Raw genomic sequence first — 20,252 nt, 5'->3', positions numbered from 1 at the left:
CGGGGCGGGGGGGGGGGGGGGGCGGCGGGCCGGCGGCGTGGGGGGGGGGGGGGGGGGGGGGGCGGCTCAACGGCCGCCGCCCGCCGTACTGTCGGCGCGGACGCACCGTCCGTCAGACGGTGCTCATCGGGGTCGCGTCCACGCTCGTCGTCTGCTGTTCGAGGCCGTAGACGGCGGGGGTGCCGCTCGGGGCGATCACGCCCACTTCCATCTGCATCTCGTGGTTCACGACCTGGTACATGTGGTCGCTCGCGCCCTTCTTGACGAACGGCTTGAGCCGCTTGCCGAGGGTGATGTACGAGGTCAGGTCCTTGGCCAGTGACGTCTCGTCGACGGCGCTGTCGTTGAGCACGAGGGCCCCGCCGTCCTTCGTGCGCAGCGCGTACGTGGTGCCGACGCGCGGGGCGGCCTTCTTGTAGTCGTTGTACGCGTGGCCGTCGAGGCCGTTGAGACGGTTGTTGTACGCGGAGATCGCGTTCTCGCGCGCCGTGGTCCGCGCCAGCGGGGTGTCGGCGCCGCCGGTCACGTAGAGGTCCGCCACCAGGTCGGCCAGGTCCGCGGGCGCGGTGCCGCCGATCTTCGCCGTCGGCTCGGCGACCCGCGCCAGCCCGTCCGCGTCCAGCGCGATCTCCGGGATCTTCTTCTGCTCGTCGCCCGAGAAGTCCTGGGAGTTGACCGCGCGCCAGCCGTCGGCCGTGTGCTTGAAGACGATGAAGCGGGTGCCGGTCGTCCACGGCGCGCCCGGCTTGCCGTCCTTCAGCTCCGCGCCCTGCGCCCTCACCATGAACCAGTCCGTGTTGGCCGCGGCCGGAGGGATGTAGAACGCGCGGTTGACGTACACGAAGCCCGCCAGATTCGCCTTGACGTTCTTCTGGTCGAGGCCGGACGCCTGCGTGAAGTAGCCCTTGTCGAAGGCGAGCATGGCCCCTGCCTCGGCCTTGGCGATCAGCGCCGGGCTGAGCTTCGCGTTCGCCTCGTTGTTGAGCGCCTGATACGTGTCCACGATCTTGTTCGCCTCGGCCACGGTCAGCAGCGGCGCCGCGTTCTTCCCGCCCTTGCCCTTGCCCTTGCCCTTGCCCGCGTCCCCGCTCTTCTCCGTGGACGTGTCCGACGTCTCGTCCGACGACGAGCCGCCGCACCCGGCGGTCAGGACGAGACACGTCGCCGCGAGGCCCGCCGCCAGCGCGACGCGGTGCTTTCGGTTAACCATGAGTCCCTGCTTCCCCGTGAACAACACTTCCCCGTAACGGCCTCGGGCCGCCGGAACCCGGTCCACGCTACCGAGCGGGCCGCGTCGGCCCGCTGGTGGGGCTGCCGGGACGACCGGGGAGGGCGGTTCGTACGCGTCCGGACGTCCGGACGTCCGGGCTCAGGACGGCCAGTCGCCGTGGGTCGTCGCGGGCTGGGGCGGGGCCTGGCGGACGGGGGCCGGATTGTCGGCGGCCAGCTCCTCGGTCGGGTTCATCAGGACCGCGAAGGCGACCACGAAGACGATCAGGCTCAGGCCCGCGATCAGAGGCAGGACGAAGGCGGAGGCCGAGACGCCCGTGGTCGGGTCGGTGTGGTCGGTGATCGTGGAACTGACCGCCGCCATGCCCGTGTAGTGCATGCCGCTGATCGCGAAGGCCATGACGAGCGCGGCCCCGGTGATGAAGAGCGGGCCGCGCGCGCGGAGCGTCGCCCACAGCGCCGCCGTGGCGGCCACGATGGCGATGACGATCGACAGGGCGACGGTGGAGCCGTCGTAGCTCATCGTGCCCGGCATGATGATCGCCGCCATGCCGAGGTAGTGCATACCCGCCACGCCGACCCCGGCGAGCAGGCCGCCCGCCAGCAGCGACGGCCAGGACGAGTCCCGGCCCGCCACGTAGATCCCGACGCCGACGACGCCCACCGCGAGCACCCAACTCAGCACGGTCAGCGTCACGTTGTAGCGCAGCGTCACGCCCTGGACGTCGTAGCCGAGCATCGCGACGAAGTGCATGCCCCAGATTCCGGTGCCCAGCGCGACGGCTCCCGATCCGAGCCAGCTCTTTCCCCGCCCGAATCCCACGAGGTGCAGCCGGGACGAGCAGGCCAGGCCGAGCACGGAGCCGACAAAGGCGATCACGTAAGCGAACGTCGGATAAAGGGAGTTGGACCAGAGCGGTTCGTGGTGTTGCATTTGAGCGGCCCTCTCAGGATTTTCCTGCCTGCTGAGTGAAGTGACGACAGCGCAGGCCGGAGAGGCACGCGCGCACAGGTGTACGACCTTGTATCACCTATACGGCCATTCGGCGATATTGATCTTCAAAATTGGTACACAGCGGGGACGCGTGGGGCTCGATATCACTCATGCGCAATTCGAGGCACCCCGAGGCCGCCTCACCGAGGCAAGTTTTCGCCCCTTCCGGCCAAGATCAACTTTCTCTCGCCACAACCCGCCGCCGTCCCGTCGTCTCCCGCCCTGACCAGCCCGTCCCCCGCCCTGCCGACCGGCCGCCCCGCCCAACTCACCTTCCTTGCACACCACTTCACGGCACCCGAGCCTGTCCGGTTCCCACCGGTCCGGGCCCCATCGCCCCTCCCGAATAGCCGATTTACCCCCATGCGCGGTCACATGCATGATGCGCCTCCCGCCCCGAGACGATTCCCGGCATATTCGTTTTGCCATATCCTCGACGTCATATGCCCGTTCGGCATCACCGGCACGGTGAAGTGTCAGCGACGCGGTGAAGTGTCAGCGGCGCGGTGAAGTGTCAGGAGCGCGGAGTAGCCGAATCCCCGATCGCTTGTCGGCTTTCGCGGCCCGCCGGGACGGCCACCGCGGACGGTCGGCCGGTCCTCGGGGTGGTGCCGCCGGTTCGGGGAAGGGACACGAGGGGTGTTCATTCCGGTATGAGAGTCTGCTGGGGAACCGCGGCGATGTGTGACGGTGCCCGTCGGGCGGCGAACCTCGCCGCCACTGAAAGGGCTGCACGATGCGCGACACGGCGGAAGCGATACCGGAGGCCGGGGCGGGACGCAGGCTGTCGTGGCCCTGGTTCCTCGTCGTGGTGGTCGTGTACGTGGGCATCATCCAGGGCCTGGGCCTGCTGATCGGCGTGGACACCGGTGACTCCGACAGCCAGTTCCCCACGACCGCGTCCCTGGTGCGCAACGCGCTGATCCCGATCGGGGCGTCGATCGCGTTCGGCGCCGCGGTCGTCTCCTGGCTGGGCTGGTGGGGCGAGGTCCTGCGCTACCGCGCGCCGGTGCGGCGCTGGGTGCGCTGGGTACCGATCTCGATGATCGCCGCCGCGGTGATCGGGCTGAACTACCCGCACCTGGCGGACCAGAGCCTGTCTCTCGTGGCCTGCCTGCTGCTGCTCGGGCTGTTCGTCGGCGTCGGCGAGGAACTCATGTTCCGGGGCATCGGCGTCCATGTCTTCCGCCGGGCGGGATTCACCGAGGGCAAGGTCGCGCTCTGCTCCTCCGTCGTCTTCGGCCTCGTCCACATCAGCAACGCCATCAGCCAGGGACCACAAGCGCTCGGGCAGGCCGCCGTCGTCTCCACCTCGGGCTACTTCTTCTACCTGTGCCTGCGCGCCGGCGGCGTCCTCGTGCTGCCGATGCTCGTCCACGGCCTGTGGGACACCAGCCTGATCTCCAACCTCGTGGGCGACAAGCCCCAGGTGTCGCTGGGCACCCTCCTGATCATCCTGCTCCAGGTCGCCCTGATCATCGTGCTGCTCGTCAGGCGCCGCGCGATCCAGCCCGCCTCCCCGGCCGTCCCGGCCTGACCAGCGGTACGTTCCCCGCCCGTCAGGTTGCCTGGCTACGACGCGCGCGTACGCCCTCAGGGGCGGTCGCCCGGCATGGCCTGTTCCAGTTCGCGCGCCAGTCGCCGCAGCCGGGCGCCGCGTCCTCTGGGGGCGAACGGCCCGGTGGGGCCGTGGCGGGTTCGTCTCGCGCCCTGCGGGCGCACTGCCGCTGGCTGCGGTGGGGAGGGGGGCCGGCCGGGGCTGTCGGGCGGGCCCGGGCCCGGGGTGGGTCGCGGTGACAGGCGGCCTTGACGGGGCCGGTGCCGTACGGGTGCCGGTTTGTACGCCGACCGCTGACACCGTGGGGCGCGCACGCCGAGGCGGTTCCGTGGTGCGGGCGCCGTAACCGGCGGCTGCCGGTCAGTTGACGAAGTCGCCTGCGGCGAGCGCCCGTTGGAAGTGCGTCCACTCGACGGGGGTGAAGGCGAGGGCCGGGCCCTCGGGGTTCTTCGAGTCGCGGACACGTACGGTGCCGGGCACGTTGACGGCGACCTCAACGCACTCACCACCCGAAGTGCTGTAGCTCGACTTCACGAATTCGAACTGCATCAGTCGTGCAACCCCTTGCCCATGTCATCGATCAGCTTCGAGGACGCGTACGGCGACAGACTTAGCCGGGCCGTGCTCTCGAAGAACGACTGGTAGACGGTGCTATGGGCCGCGTCCTCCACCCACTGCGTGGAAGCAAGCGTATCCATGTGCACCACCTCCATCGCCGCGCTGTCGAGGAACGAAAGGATATTGAACGGACCGCCGATGCTGGGATGCGCGCCCGCTCGGAACGGGAGCACCTGGATGTGCACGTTCGGGAGCTTGGCCAGGTCATGGAGGTGCGACAACTGCTCGCGCATAACCTCGGCACCGCCCACGAGTTGTCGCAGAGCCGCCTCCCAGATGACGGCGTGCACGCGTAGCGGGTTCTCCCCTTGCAGACGGGCCTGGCGCTTCATCCTGACGGCGACCAACCGCTCGATGTCGTCCGGGTTCTCCCATACGCCGCCGCTGACAGCGAGCGCGCGTACGTAGTCGGCGGTCTGGAACAGGCCTGGGACCACCGACAGTTGCCACGTCCGGATACGTACGGCGACATCCTCCATCGCGATGTACTCGCTGAGATTGCCCGCGTCAGGCTTCCACCAGCCCTTTGCCTTGCGCCGTTCCCGGTCCAGCCGGGCGATTTGCAGCAGTCCCTCCACGGCGGACTCGTCCTGAACGCCGTAGAGCTTGCACAGGGCGATGACGTCGGGGTCGCGGAACGGGACCCAGCCCCGTTCCATCTTCGTCACCTTGGCCACCGACGCGCTGAGCACTTCCGCCGCGCGCGGCTGGGTCAGTCCGGCGTCCTCGCGCAGGCGGAGCAGTTCGCCGCCCAACTTGCGGGCGAGCACGGTCGATACGCGATTGCCCACATCTGCCCGGCTGGTTGCCACGGGTCGCCACCTCCCTGGAAGCGGACTCAGTCTGCAACCGATCTTCCGCAGCGGCAAGCCAGTTACGGAGACATGTTTCCCCAAGAAGGTTGCACCCAAGAAAGGGAACCCTCTACCGTCGGTGACGACCCGCTCGCACAGCGGCGCCGCATGGCGGAAGTGCACCGCTGCGTCATGCCCGGGTGGGGCGGAGGGCGTGGGGGCGACGCCACCGCCAGGGACCGTGCGCGGGCTGACGCGCGAGGCTGGGAGGTCGCCGGGATGGGCGACGCGGAGACGACGTATGACACATGCCTGTACGCACCGACGGCGCGGAGTGTGAGCAGGGCGCGGCTGCGGACCGCCGAGCTGGTGGAGAAGTGGGGGCACCCCGAAGTGGCCGGGGACGCCGGGCTGTTGGTGAGCGAGCTGGCGACCAACGCGGTCCGGTACGGGCGGGTGGCCGGGCGGCTGTTCCGGGTCGAGGTGCGGCTGGCCGACGACGTACTGCGGGTGGGCGTCACCGACGCGCGCGGGGAGCGGCGGCCCCAGGTGCCCGAGGCCGTGAGCGACGACGACGAGTCCGGCCGGGGCTTACTGATCGTCGCGGCCGTCGCCGCCCGCTGGGCCGTCGTCCCCCTGGACGTGGGCAAAACGGTCTGGGCCGAGTTGGATCTGACGCCCCTGGGGCGACGGCGAGAGTGAGGGGGAGCATGGGCGGTATGGAGACTTCATTTCTCGGGATCGCTGAACTCGGCGAGCGGGGCCGGGCACCGGCCGTGGCGGTGGTCGTGGACGTCATGCGGGCGTTCACCGTGGCGGCTTGGGCGCTCGGGCGCGGGGCGGAGAAGGTGGTGCTGGCCGGGTCGTTGGACGAGGCGCTGGCGCTCAAGGCCCGGCATCCGGACTGGGTGACGGTCAAGGACGGTGCGCCCGCGCCGGGGTTCGACACCGTCAACTCACCGGGCCTGATGCGGTCGCTCGCCCTGGAGGGACGGACCGTCGTACAGAAGACCACGGCGGGGACGGTCGGCGCGCTCGCGGTGAAGGACGCGCCGCTGGTGCTGTGCGCCGCGTTCGTGGTGGCGGAGGCGACGGCCGACCACCTGCGGGCGCACGCGGGCGACGGCGTCACCTTCGTGGTCACCGGCGAGGACGGGCAGGCCGACGAGGACCTGGCGTGCGCTCAGTACATCGCCGGGCGGGCCGCCGGGGCCGGAACGGACGCCGCCGAGTTCCTGCGCCGCGCCGCCACGTCGCGCGCCGCCGCCGAGCTGGCGGAGGGGGTGCGCGAAGGAGTGCACCCCGACGACATCGCGCTCTGCCTCGAACTCGACCGGTTCCCCTTCGCCATGGTGGCGGCCGTGGAGGGGCCGCTCATGGTCCTGCGGGCGTCAGCGGCGCTCGTCAGGGACGGATCGTGCTGACCAGGGAGGCGGTGGAGTTCATCGTGGACTGGATGGTGGGGGCGAGGCTGGTGGAGGAGAGGCAGAAGCCGAGGAGGACGCAGATGACGGCGTGGCTGGGCTTGAGGGACTTGTTGCGCATCATCATGGCGGCGAGGACGAGGAGCAGCAGGACGACGGAGACGGAGACGGCCATGGGGTGATGGCAGCATAAAAGGGGACGAATGGGTGGGACGCACGCACGACGGAGGGCCCGGACGTTTGTACGTCCGGGCCCTCCGTGCGGGTGACGGCGTCAGCCCCAGGTGAGCAGCCGCTTGGGCTGTTCGAGGATGGCGGCCACGTCGGCCAGCACGCGGGAGCCGAGTTCGCCGTCGACCAGGCGGTGGTCGAAGGAGAGGGCGAGCGTGGTGACCTGACGCGGCTTCACCTTGCCCTTGTGGACCCAGGGCTGGAGCTTGATCGCGCCGAAGGCGAGAATCGCCGACTCGCCCGGGTTGAGGATGGGCGTGCCGGTGTCCACGCCGAAGACACCGACGTTGGTGATGGTCACCGTGCCGCCCTGCATCGCGGCCGGCGAGGTCTTGCCGTCACGGGCGGTGGCGACCAGTTCGCCGAGTGCGGCGGCCAGTTCGGGGAGCGTCTTGTCGTGCGCGTCCTTGATGTTGGGGACGATCAGACCGCGCGGGGTGGCGGCGGCGATCCCCAGGTTGACGTACGACTTGTGGACGATCTCCTGCGCGGCCTCGTCCCACGCGGCGTTCGCCTCGGGGTGCCGCTTGAGGGCGACCAGCAGGGCCTTCGCGACCAGCAGCAGCGGGCCGACCCGTACGCCCGTGAAGGCGCGGTCCTCCTTCAGCTCCTGGACCAGCTTCATCGTCCGCGTGATGTCGAACGTCACGAATTCCGTGACGTGCGGCGCGGTGAAGGCGCTGGTGACCATCGCCTGGGCGGTGGCCTTGCGGACGCCCTTGATCGGGATACGCGTCTCCCGGGCGCCGGCGGTCGCCGCGAGCGGCTCGGGCGCGGCCGTCACCGGCGGCAGCGCGGCAGGCGGGGCCGCCGCCGCGCGGATGTCCTCGCGGGTCACCACGCCGTTCGGCCCGGTCGGTACCACGGTCGCCAGGTCGATGCCCAGCTCCTTGGCCAGCTTCCGCACCGGCGGCTTGGCCAGCGGCCGGTCCACCGCCGCCGCACGGTCGTGACCGTTCAGCTCGGCGGCCTGAGCCGGTACGGAGGGGGCCGGTACGGCAGCGGTCGGTACGTCAGCGGTCGGTACGGCAGGGGCTGGTACGTCAGGGGCCGCCTGCTTGCGCGGACGGCGCGTCGTGGCCGACGGCGCGACGCCGTATCCGACGAGCACCGCCTGCCGCTTGGGCTCGGCGGGCGGGGCCTCGGGGGCGGGAGTCTGCACGGCGGGCGGCTCCGAAGCCGCGACCCCGGCGGACCCTGCGGAACCGCCCGAATCGGCGGAACCGGCGGCCCCGTCCCCCCCGGCGTCCACCACGATGATCGGCGTACCGACATCCACCGTCGTGCCCTCGCCGAAGCGGATCTCGCTCACCACCCCGTCGTACGGAATGGGCAGCTCGACGGCGGCCTTCGCCGTCTCCACCTCGCAGATGACCTGCCCGTCGGTGACGGTGTCACCGACGGCCACGTACCACTTGAGGATCTCCGCCTCGGTCAGGCCCTCGCCGACATCCGGCATCCGGAATTCGCGGAAGCGCTGTGCAGGTGCGGTCATGGTCGTCACAACCCTCTCCTCAGAACGCCAGCGCGCGGTCGACGGCGTCGAGTACGCGGTCCAGGCCGGGCAGGTACTCCTCCTCCAGGCGGGCCGGCGGGTACGGGGCGTGGAAACCGCCCACCCGCAGTACCGGGGCCTCGAGGTGGTAGAAGCAGCGCTCGGTGATCCGGGCCGCGATCTCCGCGCCCGTGCCGTAGAAGACCGGGGCCTCGTGCACGACGACCAGGCGGCGGGTCTTCTCCACGGACGTCTGGAGAGTGTCGAAGTCGAGGGGCGAGAGCGAGCGCAGGTCCACGACCTCCAGGCTACGGCCCTCGTTCGAGGCGGCCGCGGCAGCCTCCAGGCAGACCTTCACCATCGGACCGTACGCGGCGAGCGTGAGGTCGGTGCCCTCCTGGGCCACGACCGCCTTGTGCGGGGAGCCGGGCACGGCCGAGGTGTCGACCTCGCCCTTGTCCCAGTAGCGCCGCTTCGGCTCGAAGAAGATCACCGGGTCGTCGCACTCGATGGCCTGCTGGAGCATCCAGTACGCGTCGGAGGCGTTCGAAGGCGTGATCACCTTCAGGCCGGGGACGTGCGCGAACAGCACCTCGGGCGACTCGCTGTGGTGCTCGACCGCGCCGATGCCGCCCGCGTACGGGATACGGATGACGACCGGCAGCTTGATCTTGCCGAGCGCGCGGGCGTGCATCTTCGCGAGCTGCGTGACGATCTGGTCGTAGGCCGGGAAGACGAAGCCGTCGAACTGGATCTCGACCACCGGGCGGTAGCCGCGCAGCGCGAGGCCGATCGCGGTGCCGACGATGCCGGACTCGGCGAGCGGGGTGTCGATGACGCGCCCCTCCCCGAAGTCCTTCTGGAGACCGTCGGTGATCCGGAAGACGCCGCCGAGCTTGCCGACGTCCTCACCCATGACGAGGACCTTCGGGTCGTTGTCGAGCGCCGTGCGCAGCGACTCGTTGAGGGCCTTGGCGATGGACATCTGGGTCATGTCAGCGTCCCTCTCCGGAAGCGGCGCCCTCGGACTCGAACGAGGCCAGGTACGCGGCGAACTGCGCGCGCTCCTCGTCGACGAGCGCGTGCCCGTCGGCGTAGACGTTCTCGAAGATCGCCATGGTGTCCGGGTTCTCCATCGTGCGTACGCCGTCGCGCACCCGCTTGGCCAGTACGTCGCTCTCCTGCTCGATCGACGCGTAGTACGCCTCGTCGGCCAGGCCCTGCTTGTCCAGATACGTCTTCAGCCGCAGGATCGGGTCCTTCGACTCCCACTGCTCGCGCTCCTCGTCGGCGCGGTAGCGGGTCGGGTCGTCGGTCGTGGTGTGGGCGCCCATCCGGTACGTGAACGCCTCGACCAGCATCGGGCCCTGGCCGCTGCGCGCGTGCTCCAGGGCCGCACGGGTGACGGCGAGCACCGCGAGGACGTCGTTGCCGTCGACGCGGACGCCGGGGAAGCCGTATCCGGCGGCGCGCTGGTAGATCGGCACGCGGGACTGCTTCTCGGTCGGCTCGGAGATCGCCCACTGGTTGTTCTGGCAGAAGAAGACGACCGGCGCGTTGTAGACGGCGGCGAAGGTGAACGCCTCCGCCACGTCGCCCTGGCTGGAGGCGCCGTCGCCGAAGTACGCGATGACGGCCGAATCCGCGCCGTCCTTGGCCACGCCCATGGCGTAGCCGGTGGCGTGCAGCGTCTGCGAGCCGATGACGATCGTGTAGAGGTGGAAGTTGTTCTCGTTGGGGTCCCAGCCGCCGTGGTTCACACCACGGAACATGCCGAGCAGGTTGAGCGGGTCCACGTCACGGGTCCAGGCCACACCGTGCTCGCGGTAGGTCGGGAAGACGTAGTCGTCCGGGCGGGTGGCCCGCCCCGAACCGATCTGCGCGGCCTCCTGGCCGAGCAGCGAGGCCCACAGGCCCAGCTCGCCCTGGCGTTGCAGGGTGATCGCCTCGGCGTCGAAACGGCGGGTCAGCACCATGTCGCGGTACAGGCCACGCAACTCTTCCGGCGTCAGGTCGATGGAGTATTCGCCGTGCTCGACGCGCTCGCCCTCGGGCGTCAGCAACTGTACGAGTTCGGGCTCGGTGCCACGGCGCTTGGCGCCTGCTGCGCGGGTGGTCCGTCCCCTGCCCTTGGCGGGAGTGGCGGTGCTTCGCCCCCCGCTCCTGGCGGGGGTGGCCCCAGCGGCAGTGCTCTTCACGCTCACGTTCGCTCCTCCGTCTGTCCGGCCCCCGGGATCCGCCGGGCAGCCAGTGTGCGGCTCACCTGGTACGACGCGGCGCACGGGGTGTGTGCGGCATGGCCGAGCCAGGCGTGACAGTGCCCCGGCCAAGTGGCCTGCAACAGAGACGTTACCTATAACCCACGCCATCGCGCGAAGCCGTCCGACCTGCGGTTTTGCTTGGAGTTCCTAGTAAATACGCGTTACCGCAGGCCACCGGGACAACCGCACCGTATCCCGGATACGGAAAGTGCGTAAGAGGCGGCGCTGTCGTCCGTAAGAGGCGCGGGCTGTCGTCCGTAAGAGGCGGGGAGCTCCCGGCGGTGCGACGCTGGGCAGGTGCCTGTAGAAGGAAATAGCCCCACAATCCGCGTGTTCCTGCTCGACGACCACGAGGTGGTCAGGCGCGGGGTGCACGAACTCCTCTCGGCCGAGCCGGGAATCGAGATCGTCGGCGAGGCCGGGAACGCCGCGGAGGCGGTGGCGCGCATTCCGGCCACCCGCCCGGACGTCGCGGTGCTCGACGTACGGCTGCCCGACGGCAGCGGCGTCGAGGTGTGCCGCGAGGTCCGCTCGCACGACCCGTCGATCAAGTGCCTGATGCTGACGTCCTTCGCGGACGACGAGGCGCTCTTCGACGCGATCATGGCGGGCGCCGCCGGATACGTGCTCAAGGTGATCCGCGGCAACGACCTGATCGACGCCATCCGCGACGTGGCCGCGGGAAAGTCGCTGCTGGACCCGGTCGCGACCGCCAAGGTCCTGGACCGGCTCCGGCACGGCGGCGCGCGCTCCGAGGGCGACGACCGTACGGCCGACTTGACCGCCCAGGAGCGCCGCATCCTCGACCTGATCGGCGAGGGCCTCACCAACCGCCAGATCGGCGAGCGCCTGCACCTGGCGGAGAAGACGGTGAAGAACTACGTGTCCTCGATGCTCGCCAAGCTCGGCATGGAGCGGCGCACCCAGGCCGCCGCGTACGTGGCCCGCATGCAGGCCGAGGGTGACCGGAGGCATATGCCTTAGCACGTCCCAGGGGGTCGGCGCCAGTCCGCGCGGGCGGGGTGTCGCGGTGATCTACGCTTCTGCACGTGACGGGCACGGCGAAGGTGCCGCCGGCGCGGGCTTCGCTGACCGCTCTGCTGCGCCGCTACGAGGACGCGGGTACCCCGCTGACCTGCGTACCCGTTCCCCGGGGGCTGCTCAACAAGGGCTACGAGGTGACCACCACCCGCGGCCGGTTCTTCCTCAAGCAGTACGTCGCCCGGGACACCGCGGACCCCGGCGTGATCGCCCGGCAGCACCGCGCGACGCGGGGTCTGGTCGGCCTCGGACTGCCCGTCGCCGCGCCCCTGCCGGACTGCCGCGGGCGTACGGTCGCGCGGCTCGGCGGCCACGGATACGCGCTCTTCCCCTGGATCGAGGGCAGGCACCGCGAGGGCACCGAGCTGACCGCCACGCAGTCGCGGCGGCTCGGCACGCTGCTCGGCATGGTGCACGCCGGGCTCGCCCGCGTGCAGCCGCCCCCGCCGGAGGACCAACGCCACCACCCGAGCGCCGACCCGGCCCGTACGTACGCGCAGATCGACGAACTGCTCGCGCTGGTACGCCGGCACCGGCCGCGCGACGCCTTCGACGAACTCGCCGAGCACCGGTTGCTGGAGCGCCGCGCCCTGCTGCGCCGCCACGCCCACCGCCGGCCGCCGGACGCCGACGGGACGGTCAGCGGCTGGGTGCACGGCGACTTCCACCCGCTCAACCTGCTCTACCGCGGTGAGGAGCCCGCCGCCATCGTCGACTGGGACCGGCTCGGTGTGCAGCCGCGTGCCGAGGAGGCGGTACGCGCCGCCGCCATCTTCTTCGTCCACCCGCTGGACGGGCGTCTCGACCTGCGGAAGATCCGCTCCTACGCCCGTGCCTACCGCTCCGCGGCGGGGGTTCCCGTCGCCGAGCTGGCCGCCGCCGTCCACCGCGTCTGGTGGGAACGCCTCAACGACTTCTGGATGCTCCAGTGGCGTTATCAGCGGCGTGACCCCCGCAGTGATCCGCTTTTCCCGCCCGCCTCCGCCCTGGCCGTCTGGTGGACGGCCGAATACGGCGCCGTCATCGACGCCTTCACGTCCTAACGGCCCCCCGAGTAGGGCGCCCTTACGCAGAGCGGTGCCCCGAGTTTTTAGGGGCGCGGGGAACTGCGCGACCAGCCCCCACCGGGCTGTCAGCCCGAAAACAACAGCATCTGCCCCGCTGGGGCCGGTATTTAAAGCTCGCCACCGCCGTGGCTGAGCGCGCAGTTCCCCGCGCCCCTACGGGGCTCCGACCCGCCGTGCGCCCGGAGGGGCACTGACCGTGAGGGTCAGTTCTCCGGGGTGGCCGCGTCCGACGTGGGCGGGGTCGTCGGCGGGGTGGTGGGGGGCGTGGTCGGGGGGGTGGTGGGGGGCGTGGTCGGCGGAGTCGTCGGCGGGGTCGTGGGGGGCTTGGTGGTCGGAGTCGTCGGCGGGGTCGTGGACGGAGTCGTCGGCGGGGTCGTCGCCGGAGTCGTGGTCGGGTCGGTCTGGTCGGACCCGGTTTCCGTCGGCTCCGTGGACGGCGGGTCGGACGGGGTGCCCGTGTCCTGGGTCACCGACGGCGACGGTGAGTTGGCGGGCGCGCCGCCGTCCCCGCCGGTACCGCGCGTGGCGAAGTAGACGCCCAGCGCGATGGCCAGCACCGCGGCGATGGCGAAGAGCACCGGCTTGAGCCAGCGGTTGCCGCCGCCGCCCGGCGGCCGCTCGCCGTAGCCCTGACCGCCGTCGTCGTCACCGGTGCCGGAGATGCCGGCGAGCAGCGGGGCGCCGAATTCGGCGGTGGTGCTGTTGCCGGGCCGCCCCTGTGCCACGACGGTCGGCGACATGCCGCCGGTCCGGGGGCCCGCGAGGGGGGTGATGACGCCGGTGTTCCACATGCCGCCGGTCCAGCCGCCCTGCTGGACGAGCGCCTGGTGCGCGTACTGGACGACGCCGCGCATCTCCTCTGCGCTCTGGAAGCGGTCGTCCGGCTGCTTGGCGAGCGCGCGCAGCACGAGCCCGTCCAGCTCGGGCGGCACCCGGTCGCTGATCTGCGACGGGACCTGCGGCTCGTCCTGAACGTGCTGGTAGACCACCGAAAGCGGCGTCTCGCCGGTGAAGGGCGGACGCAGCGCCAGCAGCTCGTAGAGGAGACAGCCGGTCGCGTACAGGTCGCTGCGGTGGTCGACGGCCTTGCCGAGCGCCTGCTCGGGCGAGAGGTACTGCGGGGTGCCCATGACCATGCCGGTCTGCGTCATCGTGCTCTGGGCGCCGTGCAGCGCCCGCGCGATGCCGAAGTCCATGACCTTGACCGCGCCGTTCGTGGTGATGATCACGTTGGCGGGCTTGATGTCGCGGTGCACGATGCCGTGCTGGTGGCTGTAGGCCAGCGCTTCGAGGACGCCGGAGACGATGAGCAGCGCCTGGTCGACGGGCGGCGGCTCGGCGCTGGAGAGCAGGTCCCTGATGGTGTGGCCCTCGACCAGCTCCATCACGATGTAGGGGACGGTGCCGGTGGGCGTACGGTCCTCGCCGGAGTCGTAGACCGCGACCACCGCGTGGTGGTTCAGACCCGCGACGGCCTGGGCCTCGCGGGTGAAGCGGGCCTTGGAGACCGGGTCCTCGGCGAGGTCGGTGCGCAGCAGCTTCACCGCCACGATCCGGCCCAGGCGTACGTCCTCCGCCGCGAAGACCTCGGCCATGCCGCCGCGGCCGAGCCGCCCGGTCAGCCGGTAGCGGCCCTCGCCGACGACGGTGCCCACGCCCCACTGGCCGGATGTCTCCGACGCTCCGGGGCCCGGGGCCGTCTCTTTGGGGTCGACCATCAGTCCTCGCCGTCGTTCGTACGCGGTCATCGTCCGGGCGGGCGCGCGCGGACGCCCGTATCGTACGGATGCCCCGGAGCGGCCACCGTACCGCTTTCGCGTGCCCCGCCGGGCACACGTCCGCGTCACAGCACCTCAATACGGCGGTCCCGCGGGGATACACAGCATGTGCGTGCCCGATGTGCGTCAGATGACGAGATGGTCAACGAACTTGACGTGTCCGTGCGATGGGCCAGACTTGGCGGGCAAGCTCGGGGACGAATATCGCCACAGGCAACCGCACAGGTACCGGCGCGACCCTCTCCCCGGTGGACTTTCCAGGGGGTAGCGGTACAGATGAGCGGGGACGCCACGCAGGGCGAGTACACGGGGCGCTCGGTCGGCGGCGGGCGGTACGTGCTGCGCGACCTGCTGGGCGAGGGCGGCATGGCGTCTGTGCACCTGGCGCACGACACCGTGCTCGACCGGCCGGTGGCCGTCAAGACCCTCCACACCAACCTGGGCAACGAGCAGTCCTTCCGCGAGCGCTTCCGCCGCGAGGCGCAGTCCGTCGCGAAGCTGAACCACACCAACATCGTCTCCGTCTTCGACTCCGGCGAGGACACCATCGACGGCCAGCTCGTGCCGTACATCGTCATGGAGTACGTCGAGGGCAGCCCGCTCGGCGACGTGCTGGCCGCCGATGTGGCGCAGCACGGCGCGATGCCCGCCGACAAGGCGCTGAAGATCACCGGGGACGTGCTGGCGGCGCTCGCGGTCAGCCACGAGATGGGCCTGGTCCACCGGGACATCAAGCCCGGCAATGTGATGATCACCAAGCGCGGTGTGGTCAAGGTCATGGACTTCGGCATCGCGCGCGCCATGCAGTCCGGTGTCACCTCGATGACGCAGACCGGCATGGTGGTCGGCACCCCGCAGTACCTGTCGCCGGAGCAGGCGCTGGGGCGCGGTGTGGACGAGCGCTCCGACCTGTACTCGGTCGGCTGCATGCTCTTCGAGCTGCTGACCGCGCGGCTGCCCTTCGACGCGGACTCGCCGCTGGCGATGGCGTACCAGCACGTACAGGAGATCCCGCCCGCGCCGTCGACGTTCAACCGCGCGCTGGGCCCGGCCGTGGACGCGCTGGTGGCGCGCGCGCTGCGCAAGAACCCCGCGGAGCGCTTCCCGACCGCGGACGCGATGCACGACGAGGCGGACCGGGTCCTGGCGGCCACGCGGCGCGACACGATGCCGCTGATGTCCGGCTCCGCGCCGCCCACCGGCAACCGCGGCCAGGACGTGGCGGCGTCGGTCTTCCCGTACGCGCAGGGCCCGCTCCAGACCCCGCCGCCGCAGATGCGGACGCCGTACGCGCCGGGCAATCCGCAGCAGGGCGGTTACGGGCAGCCCGCGCCGGCCCCGTCGCTGCCCTCGGCGTACGGCTACCCGCAGCAGTCCCAGACGCCGCCGCCGACCCCGGCGTACACCATGGCGCCCCAGATGCAGCACCAGCAGCACCAGCAGATGCCGCAGCAGCGCGCGGGCGGTCACCCGGGCGGCGGCATAGGCGGCCCCGGCGGTCACGGCGGTGTCGGCGGCGGCACCGGTGGCGGCGGGAAGTCCAACACACCGCTGATCGCGGGCGCGGCCGTCGTGGTCGTGGCCATCGCGGTGATCGTCGCGATCGTCCTGGCCAACAGCGGCGGCGGCAAGGGCAGCCCCAGCGCGGACGACCAGTCGGGCGGCCCGACGACCTCGTCCTCGACCCAGGCGTCCGACGACCCGACCACGGGCACCGGCGCGGGCGACGTCGTGAACGGCGACCAGAGCCGCACGATCGACCCCGACAAGTGCACCAAGGCGCACAACGACCTGATCTCGAACGACCCGGACGTCATGACGATGCCGGACTTCACGTCGATCTACGTGGACTCGGTCGTCGCCTGCATCAAGGCGGCGGGCTGGCAGTACACGATCAAGCAGACCGACGAGCAGCAGTGGGGCAAGGGCGCGGTGACCAGCCAGACCCCGAAGTATCTGGAGGACTACAACCCGAAGAAGGGCGGCAAGGTCACCATCTGGGTGTCCACCGGCAAGAGCTCGAACTGACCGGGCCCCCGCCGGTGCGACACCTCACCGGCTCGGATGCGGATATAAGGCCGGACGAGAGATCCGGACGAGAGATCCGGACTAGAGATACGGGCCCGAGCGGGCGCCCTGGTTGCCGCCGTCGTCCTCCTCGTGGCCGCCGGCGCCGGGCGGCAGGGCGCGCCGCATCTGTTCGAGCTGGGCGCGGGCCGCCATCTGCTGGGCGAACAGCGCGGTCTGGATGCCGTGGAAGAGCCCTTCGAGCCAGCCGACGAGCTGGGCCTGGGCGATCCGCAGCTCCGCCTCGCTGGGCACGCTGTCGTTGGTGAAGGGCAGCGAGAGCCGGTCCAGCTCCTCCACCAGCTCGGGCGCGAGCCCGGCCTCCAGCTCCTTCACCGAGCTGGCGTGGATCTCCTTCAGGCGTACGCGGCTGGCCTCGTCGAGCGGCGCCTGGCGCACTTCCTCCAGCAACTGCTTGATCATGCTGCCGATGCGCATGACCTTCGCGGGCTGCTCGACCATCTCCGTCACCGGGATCTCGCCGTGCTCGCCGCCGTCACCGGTCGGCGCGCCTCCCAGGGCCATTCCGTCGGAACCGACGATCAGGACCTGCTGATTCGGTGAGTGCTGCGGATTCTGCGGATTCTGCGAGCTTTCCGGCGAGCGTTCGTTCATCGCGTTCATCGGCATCTCCATACCGCCATTGTCCCTTAGGACGCGCGGCGGCGTCGGCCAGGTCCCGTCTCCCGTACGGGGTCCGGCCGACGCCGCCGCCTTCCTCCGCGCGCGCCCCGGTTTACGGCTCCGCGCGGCGGGCGAGCTGGGTGCGCGAGCGGGTGACCAGGGCCGCGAGCAGAGCGGCGCCGAGCGGCACGGCGACGATCAGCAGGGCCAGCGTGCTCCACGGGACGACGATCGGCACGTGCGGCAGCCTGCTCGTGCCGCCCCAGCCCCCGTCCAGCGCCTGGTGGTAGTACTTCCACTGCTCGCGCCGCTCGGTGTGCCGCAGCCCCACCGCGGGCAGCACGCCCGCCGCCGAGCCGAGCACCACGCCCATCGTGGCGATCACCCCGCACTGGAGGCCGGAGAGCGTGCGCCGCACCCGCGGCGGCGCGCCGATTGCGGCGAGCGTCTTCAGATCGGGCTCGGCGTCGGCCTGCGCGAGGCCGGTGGCGATGCCCGCGGCGCCGATGGTGACCAGGCCCGCGAAGAGCGTCAGGGCGAGCAGCACCAGGCTGTTGTCCCTGGTGTAGCCGCGCTCCAGATAGACCTCCGTGTCGGTGCCGATCTTGGCGAGGTCGCTGTCCAGCGCCTGCCGCTCGGGACCGTTGGGCATCCGGGCGTTGGTGTAGAAGGAGCCCAGCGGCATCGTGTCGATCCCGACGCCGTCGGCGGCCTGCTGCGGCATCACGGCCAGCAGCCCGTACGTCCGGTCACGGCCCTCGGCCGCCAGGTGCACCGGCACCGACTTGACCGGGCCGACCGGCTCCTGTCCGTCGGGCACCGCCTTGTTCGTGTCCAGGGTGATCTTCAGCTTGAGCGTGCCGCGGTCGAGGTACCCCTTGTCGAACAGCACGGTCTCGCCGCGCGCCAGCGCCTGTTCCGCGTCCCCGTCCCGGATGCCGAGGGCGTGCAGGACGGCCGGGCCGCCGATCAGGACGGCGCTGCTGGTGGGCATGGCGGTCAGGCCCTCCACGTACGCGCAGCGCCAGTCGTGGGCCAGGGCACGGCGCTCGGCCAGGGTGAGCGCCGTCGCGCCCTCCGGCCGGTCGGTCGGGCACACATTGGCGGCCGGCTTCACCGGCTGGACGTCGCCGCAGCCGTCGCCGCCACCGCCGCCCGCCTGGCAGTTCTTGCCGCCGACGACCATCGCGGACACGTCGGCGCGGCCGGAGACCGGGTAGCGCTTCTCGACCGCCGCGCGCACCGCAGTCAGGTCACGCCCGCGGTCGCTGTAGGCCGCCACCGCCACGACGCCGCGCGGCAGTTGGGCCTCGTACGCGTCCCTGTCCTGCCGGTCGGCGCTCGCGGAGTACGTGGCGACCGCGACCGTACCGGCGACGGCGGCCAGCACGGCCGCGACCGCGGGCGCCGTACGGCCCCGGTTGCGCACCGCGTCGCGCAGCGCGAGCCGCGGGGACAGCGGCAGCCACTTGCCGGTCCTGCCGAACATGCCGACCAGAGTGGGGGTGAGCGCGACGATGCCCAGCTCCGCGATGCCGGAGCCGCCGCCGACCGCGAGGGTGCTGTCGGTGCGCAGCGAGCCGAAGACCGCGATGCCGCCGCCGAGGCAGATCGCGCCGATGCCGAGGACCGGCAGCACGCGGTTGGCGTGCCGCACACCGCGCCGCCCGGTCAGCGACGCCAGCACGCTCTGCCGGGACGCGGTGACCGCGGGCACGACGGCGGCCAGCAGACCGGTGAGTACGGCCAGGCCCGCGATGCCGAGCAGTTCGAGCGGGCGCAGCGTCAGACCGCCGAAGCGGCGGCCGACGAAGTCCTCCAGCGGGGAGCGCAGCAGGACGGTGAGCAGCAGGCCCAGCAGGGTGCCGACGACGGCCGCGGCGACGCCGATCACCAGGCCGCCGGAGAGCACGATCGCCCGGATGTGGCGGCGGTCGCCGCCGTTGGCGCCGACCAGGCCCAGCTGGCGGCGCGAGCGCCGCGCGCCGACGGCGAAGGCGGGACCGGCCAGCAGGCAGATCTCCAGCATCGACAGGCCGACGATGGTCGCCGCCACGGCGACGGCCGTGGCCTTCCCCGTGTCGCCGGTGCGGTAGGGGGCGCTGCCGTTGCGCGACTTCGTGTAGAGCGGCACTTCGGAGTCGGCGGGCGGGTGCAGCACCACCGCGCGGGACTTGACGTAGATGCCCCGGGTGTTGGCTTGCTGCACCATCTGCCAGGAGTAGTCGCCGCTCGGCAACCCCACCAGGTAGGTGGTGTAGGCCGAGTCGTCCTCGCCGTTCAGCGCCTTGCGCGCCGCGGTGTAGGGCGCGATGAAAGCGCCCGGCCGCGCGATGACCTGCTCGGTGCCGAGCGTGTCCGGCAGGTCGTACGCGCCGACGATCTTGTACGTACGGTCCACGTCGCGGACGACGAGCTTCGAACCGACCTTCAGACCGGCGGACTTGAGGAACGCGGTGGTGGCGATGACCTCGTGGTCGGCCGCCGGGTAGCGCCCGCGGTCCAGGTGGGTGATGCCGCGCGCCAGCGGGTCGCCCGCCTCCAACTCCCGCACGGGGGCGGCGAGCAGACCGTACTTCGTCTTGAAGCGGGCGTAGGTCTGGGAGTCGGAGATCCAGCGCGCGCCCCGGGGCAGCGCGGTCAGCGGGTCGGTCGGCTTCGGGGTCTCCTGCTGTTCCGCCAGGTCCGCCGCCGACGGCGTGGCGTCCGGGTCCGCGGTGGCGTCCTTCACCGAGGTCCAGATGTCCGCGGGCGGGTCCTGGTAGATCGGCCGCCCGTTGGCGTCGGCGTCCGCAAGGCGCGCGTCGGCGGCGCCGATGTCTCGGCTCAGCTTCTGCTCCGGGCTCAACTGGGAGCTGCGGATGGTGATGTCGGCGGCGCTCACGCCGATGATCGGCAGCGCGATCATCGCCAGCACCATCGCGCTGCGGCCCTTGGAGCGCCAGGCGTCACGGCGGGCGATGCGGATGGCGGCGCGCCACGAGTTGAGGTTCCCCGCGCGGGCGCTCGGGCCGCGGTCCTGCGAGGCGGCGGGGTCCTGCGAGGGGCCGCGGTCCTGGGAGGCGGCGCG

At 71.4% G+C, this 20,252-nt stretch carries 17 protein-coding genes; 6 read left to right on the top strand and 11 right to left on the bottom strand.

From position 1 onward, the window contains the following. Positions 1 to 112: 112 nt before the first annotated feature. Both ABZX65_RS10945 and ABZX65_RS10940 read right to left on the bottom strand, forming a co-directional pair. Positions 113 to 1,210: a hypothetical protein gene (locus tag ABZX65_RS10945; protein WP_355336743.1), complete on the bottom strand. Its 1,098-nt coding sequence runs from the start codon at positions 1,208 to 1,210 to the stop codon at positions 113 to 115. 159 nt (positions 1,211 to 1,369) lie between these two features. After that, a complete protein-coding gene (locus tag ABZX65_RS10940) occupies positions 1,370 to 2,110 on the bottom strand; it encodes an MHYT domain-containing protein (RefSeq protein WP_355336742.1) in 741 nt (246 codons plus the stop codon). A gap of 850 nt (positions 2,111 to 2,960) precedes the next feature. On the opposite strand from ABZX65_RS10940, the gene ABZX65_RS10935 reads away from it, so the two are divergent. Beyond that, positions 2,961 to 3,761 (top strand): CPBP family intramembrane glutamic endopeptidase, encoded by an 801-nt coding sequence (locus ABZX65_RS10935; protein WP_355336741.1) that lies wholly within the window; start codon positions 2,961 to 2,963, stop codon positions 3,759 to 3,761. Between the two features lie 381 nt (positions 3,762 to 4,142). Here the strand turns inward: ABZX65_RS10935 and ABZX65_RS10930 are convergent, their stop codons facing one another. Continuing rightward, positions 4,143 to 4,334, bottom strand: coding sequence for a DUF397 domain-containing protein (locus tag ABZX65_RS10930; RefSeq protein WP_355336780.1), 192 nt, complete (start codon positions 4,332 to 4,334; stop codon positions 4,143 to 4,145). Then, positions 4,331 to 5,212 (bottom strand): helix-turn-helix transcriptional regulator, encoded by an 882-nt coding sequence (locus ABZX65_RS10925; protein WP_355336740.1) that lies wholly within the window; start codon positions 5,210 to 5,212, stop codon positions 4,331 to 4,333. Before ABZX65_RS10925 ends, ABZX65_RS10930 begins: the two co-directional genes overlap by 4 nt. Positions 5,213 to 5,473: 261 nt before the next feature. On the opposite strand from ABZX65_RS10925, the gene ABZX65_RS10920 reads away from it, so the two are divergent. Beyond that, complete coding sequence (locus tag ABZX65_RS10920; protein WP_355336739.1) at positions 5,474 to 5,896, top strand: ATP-binding protein; 423 nt, start codon at positions 5,474 to 5,476, stop codon at positions 5,894 to 5,896. A gap of 17 nt (positions 5,897 to 5,913) precedes the next feature. Further along, entirely contained in the window at positions 5,914 to 6,618 is a 705-nt protein-coding gene (locus ABZX65_RS10915) for a 2-phosphosulfolactate phosphatase (RefSeq protein ID WP_355336738.1), read from the top strand. On the opposite strand, the gene ABZX65_RS10910 is transcribed toward ABZX65_RS10915, so the two are convergent. From ABZX65_RS10910 to pdhA, 4 genes are all read right to left on the bottom strand, one after another. Next, positions 6,599 to 6,793 carry a hypothetical protein gene (locus ABZX65_RS10910; protein WP_355336737.1) on the bottom strand — a complete coding sequence of 65 codons (195 nt, stop codon included), beginning with the start codon at positions 6,791 to 6,793 and terminating at the stop codon, positions 6,599 to 6,601. The two genes, ABZX65_RS10915 and ABZX65_RS10910, sit on opposite strands and share 20 nt — an antisense overlap. A 99-nt stretch (positions 6,794 to 6,892) precedes the next feature. Continuing rightward, entirely contained in the window at positions 6,893 to 8,353 is a 1,461-nt protein-coding gene (locus ABZX65_RS10905) for a dihydrolipoamide acetyltransferase family protein (RefSeq protein WP_355336736.1), read from the bottom strand. 10 nt (positions 8,354 to 8,363) lie between these two features. Further along, positions 8,364 to 9,338 (bottom strand): alpha-ketoacid dehydrogenase subunit beta, encoded by a 975-nt coding sequence (locus tag ABZX65_RS10900; RefSeq protein ID WP_355336735.1) that lies wholly within the window; start codon positions 9,336 to 9,338, stop codon positions 8,364 to 8,366. Position 9,339: 1 nt separating this feature from the next. Further along, a complete protein-coding gene (gene pdhA / locus ABZX65_RS10895; RefSeq protein WP_355336734.1) occupies positions 9,340 to 10,548 on the bottom strand; it encodes a pyruvate dehydrogenase (acetyl-transferring) E1 component subunit alpha in 1,209 nt (402 codons plus the stop codon). A gap of 381 nt (positions 10,549 to 10,929) precedes the next feature. Between pdhA and ABZX65_RS10890 the strand changes: the two genes are divergently transcribed. Both ABZX65_RS10890 and ABZX65_RS10885 read left to right on the top strand, forming a co-directional pair. Then, positions 10,930 to 11,589 (top strand): response regulator transcription factor, encoded by a 660-nt coding sequence (locus ABZX65_RS10890; RefSeq protein ID WP_355336779.1) that lies wholly within the window; start codon positions 10,930 to 10,932, stop codon positions 11,587 to 11,589. A gap of 65 nt (positions 11,590 to 11,654) precedes the next feature. After that, positions 11,655 to 12,689, top strand: a complete 1,035-nt coding sequence (locus ABZX65_RS10885; protein ID WP_355336733.1) for a phosphotransferase — start codon at positions 11,655 to 11,657, stop codon at positions 12,687 to 12,689. A 227-nt stretch (positions 12,690 to 12,916) separates the two neighbouring features. On the opposite strand, the gene ABZX65_RS10880 is transcribed toward ABZX65_RS10885, so the two are convergent. After that, positions 12,917 to 14,431: a protein kinase gene (locus ABZX65_RS10880; protein ID WP_355336732.1), complete on the bottom strand. Its 1,515-nt coding sequence runs from the start codon at positions 14,429 to 14,431 to the stop codon at positions 12,917 to 12,919. 336 nt (positions 14,432 to 14,767) lie between these two features. Here ABZX65_RS10880 and ABZX65_RS10875 point away from each other — a divergent pair, with 336 nt between their 5' ends. Next, positions 14,768 to 16,519: a protein kinase gene (locus tag ABZX65_RS10875; RefSeq protein WP_355336731.1), complete on the top strand. Its 1,752-nt coding sequence runs from the start codon at positions 14,768 to 14,770 to the stop codon at positions 16,517 to 16,519. 81 nt (positions 16,520 to 16,600) lie between these two features. On the opposite strand, the gene ABZX65_RS10870 is transcribed toward ABZX65_RS10875, so the two are convergent. Continuing rightward, entirely contained in the window at positions 16,601 to 17,194 is a 594-nt protein-coding gene (locus ABZX65_RS10870; protein WP_355336730.1) for a bacterial proteasome activator family protein, read from the bottom strand. A gap of 100 nt (positions 17,195 to 17,294) precedes the next feature. Beyond that, positions 17,295 to 20,090 carry an ABC transporter permease gene (locus ABZX65_RS10865; protein WP_355336778.1) on the bottom strand — a complete coding sequence of 932 codons (2,796 nt, stop codon included), beginning with the start codon at positions 20,088 to 20,090 and terminating at the stop codon, positions 17,295 to 17,297. Between the last annotated feature and the right edge of the window lie 162 nt (positions 20,091 to 20,252).

The sequence above is a fragment of the Streptomyces sp. NPDC003300 genome, assembly GCF_040610915.1.
Lineage (GTDB): Bacteria > Actinomycetota > Actinomycetes > Streptomycetales > Streptomycetaceae > Actinacidiphila.
The sequence above is the reverse complement of the archived record's forward strand: the minus strand, read 5'-3'. Positions and strand labels throughout refer to the sequence as shown.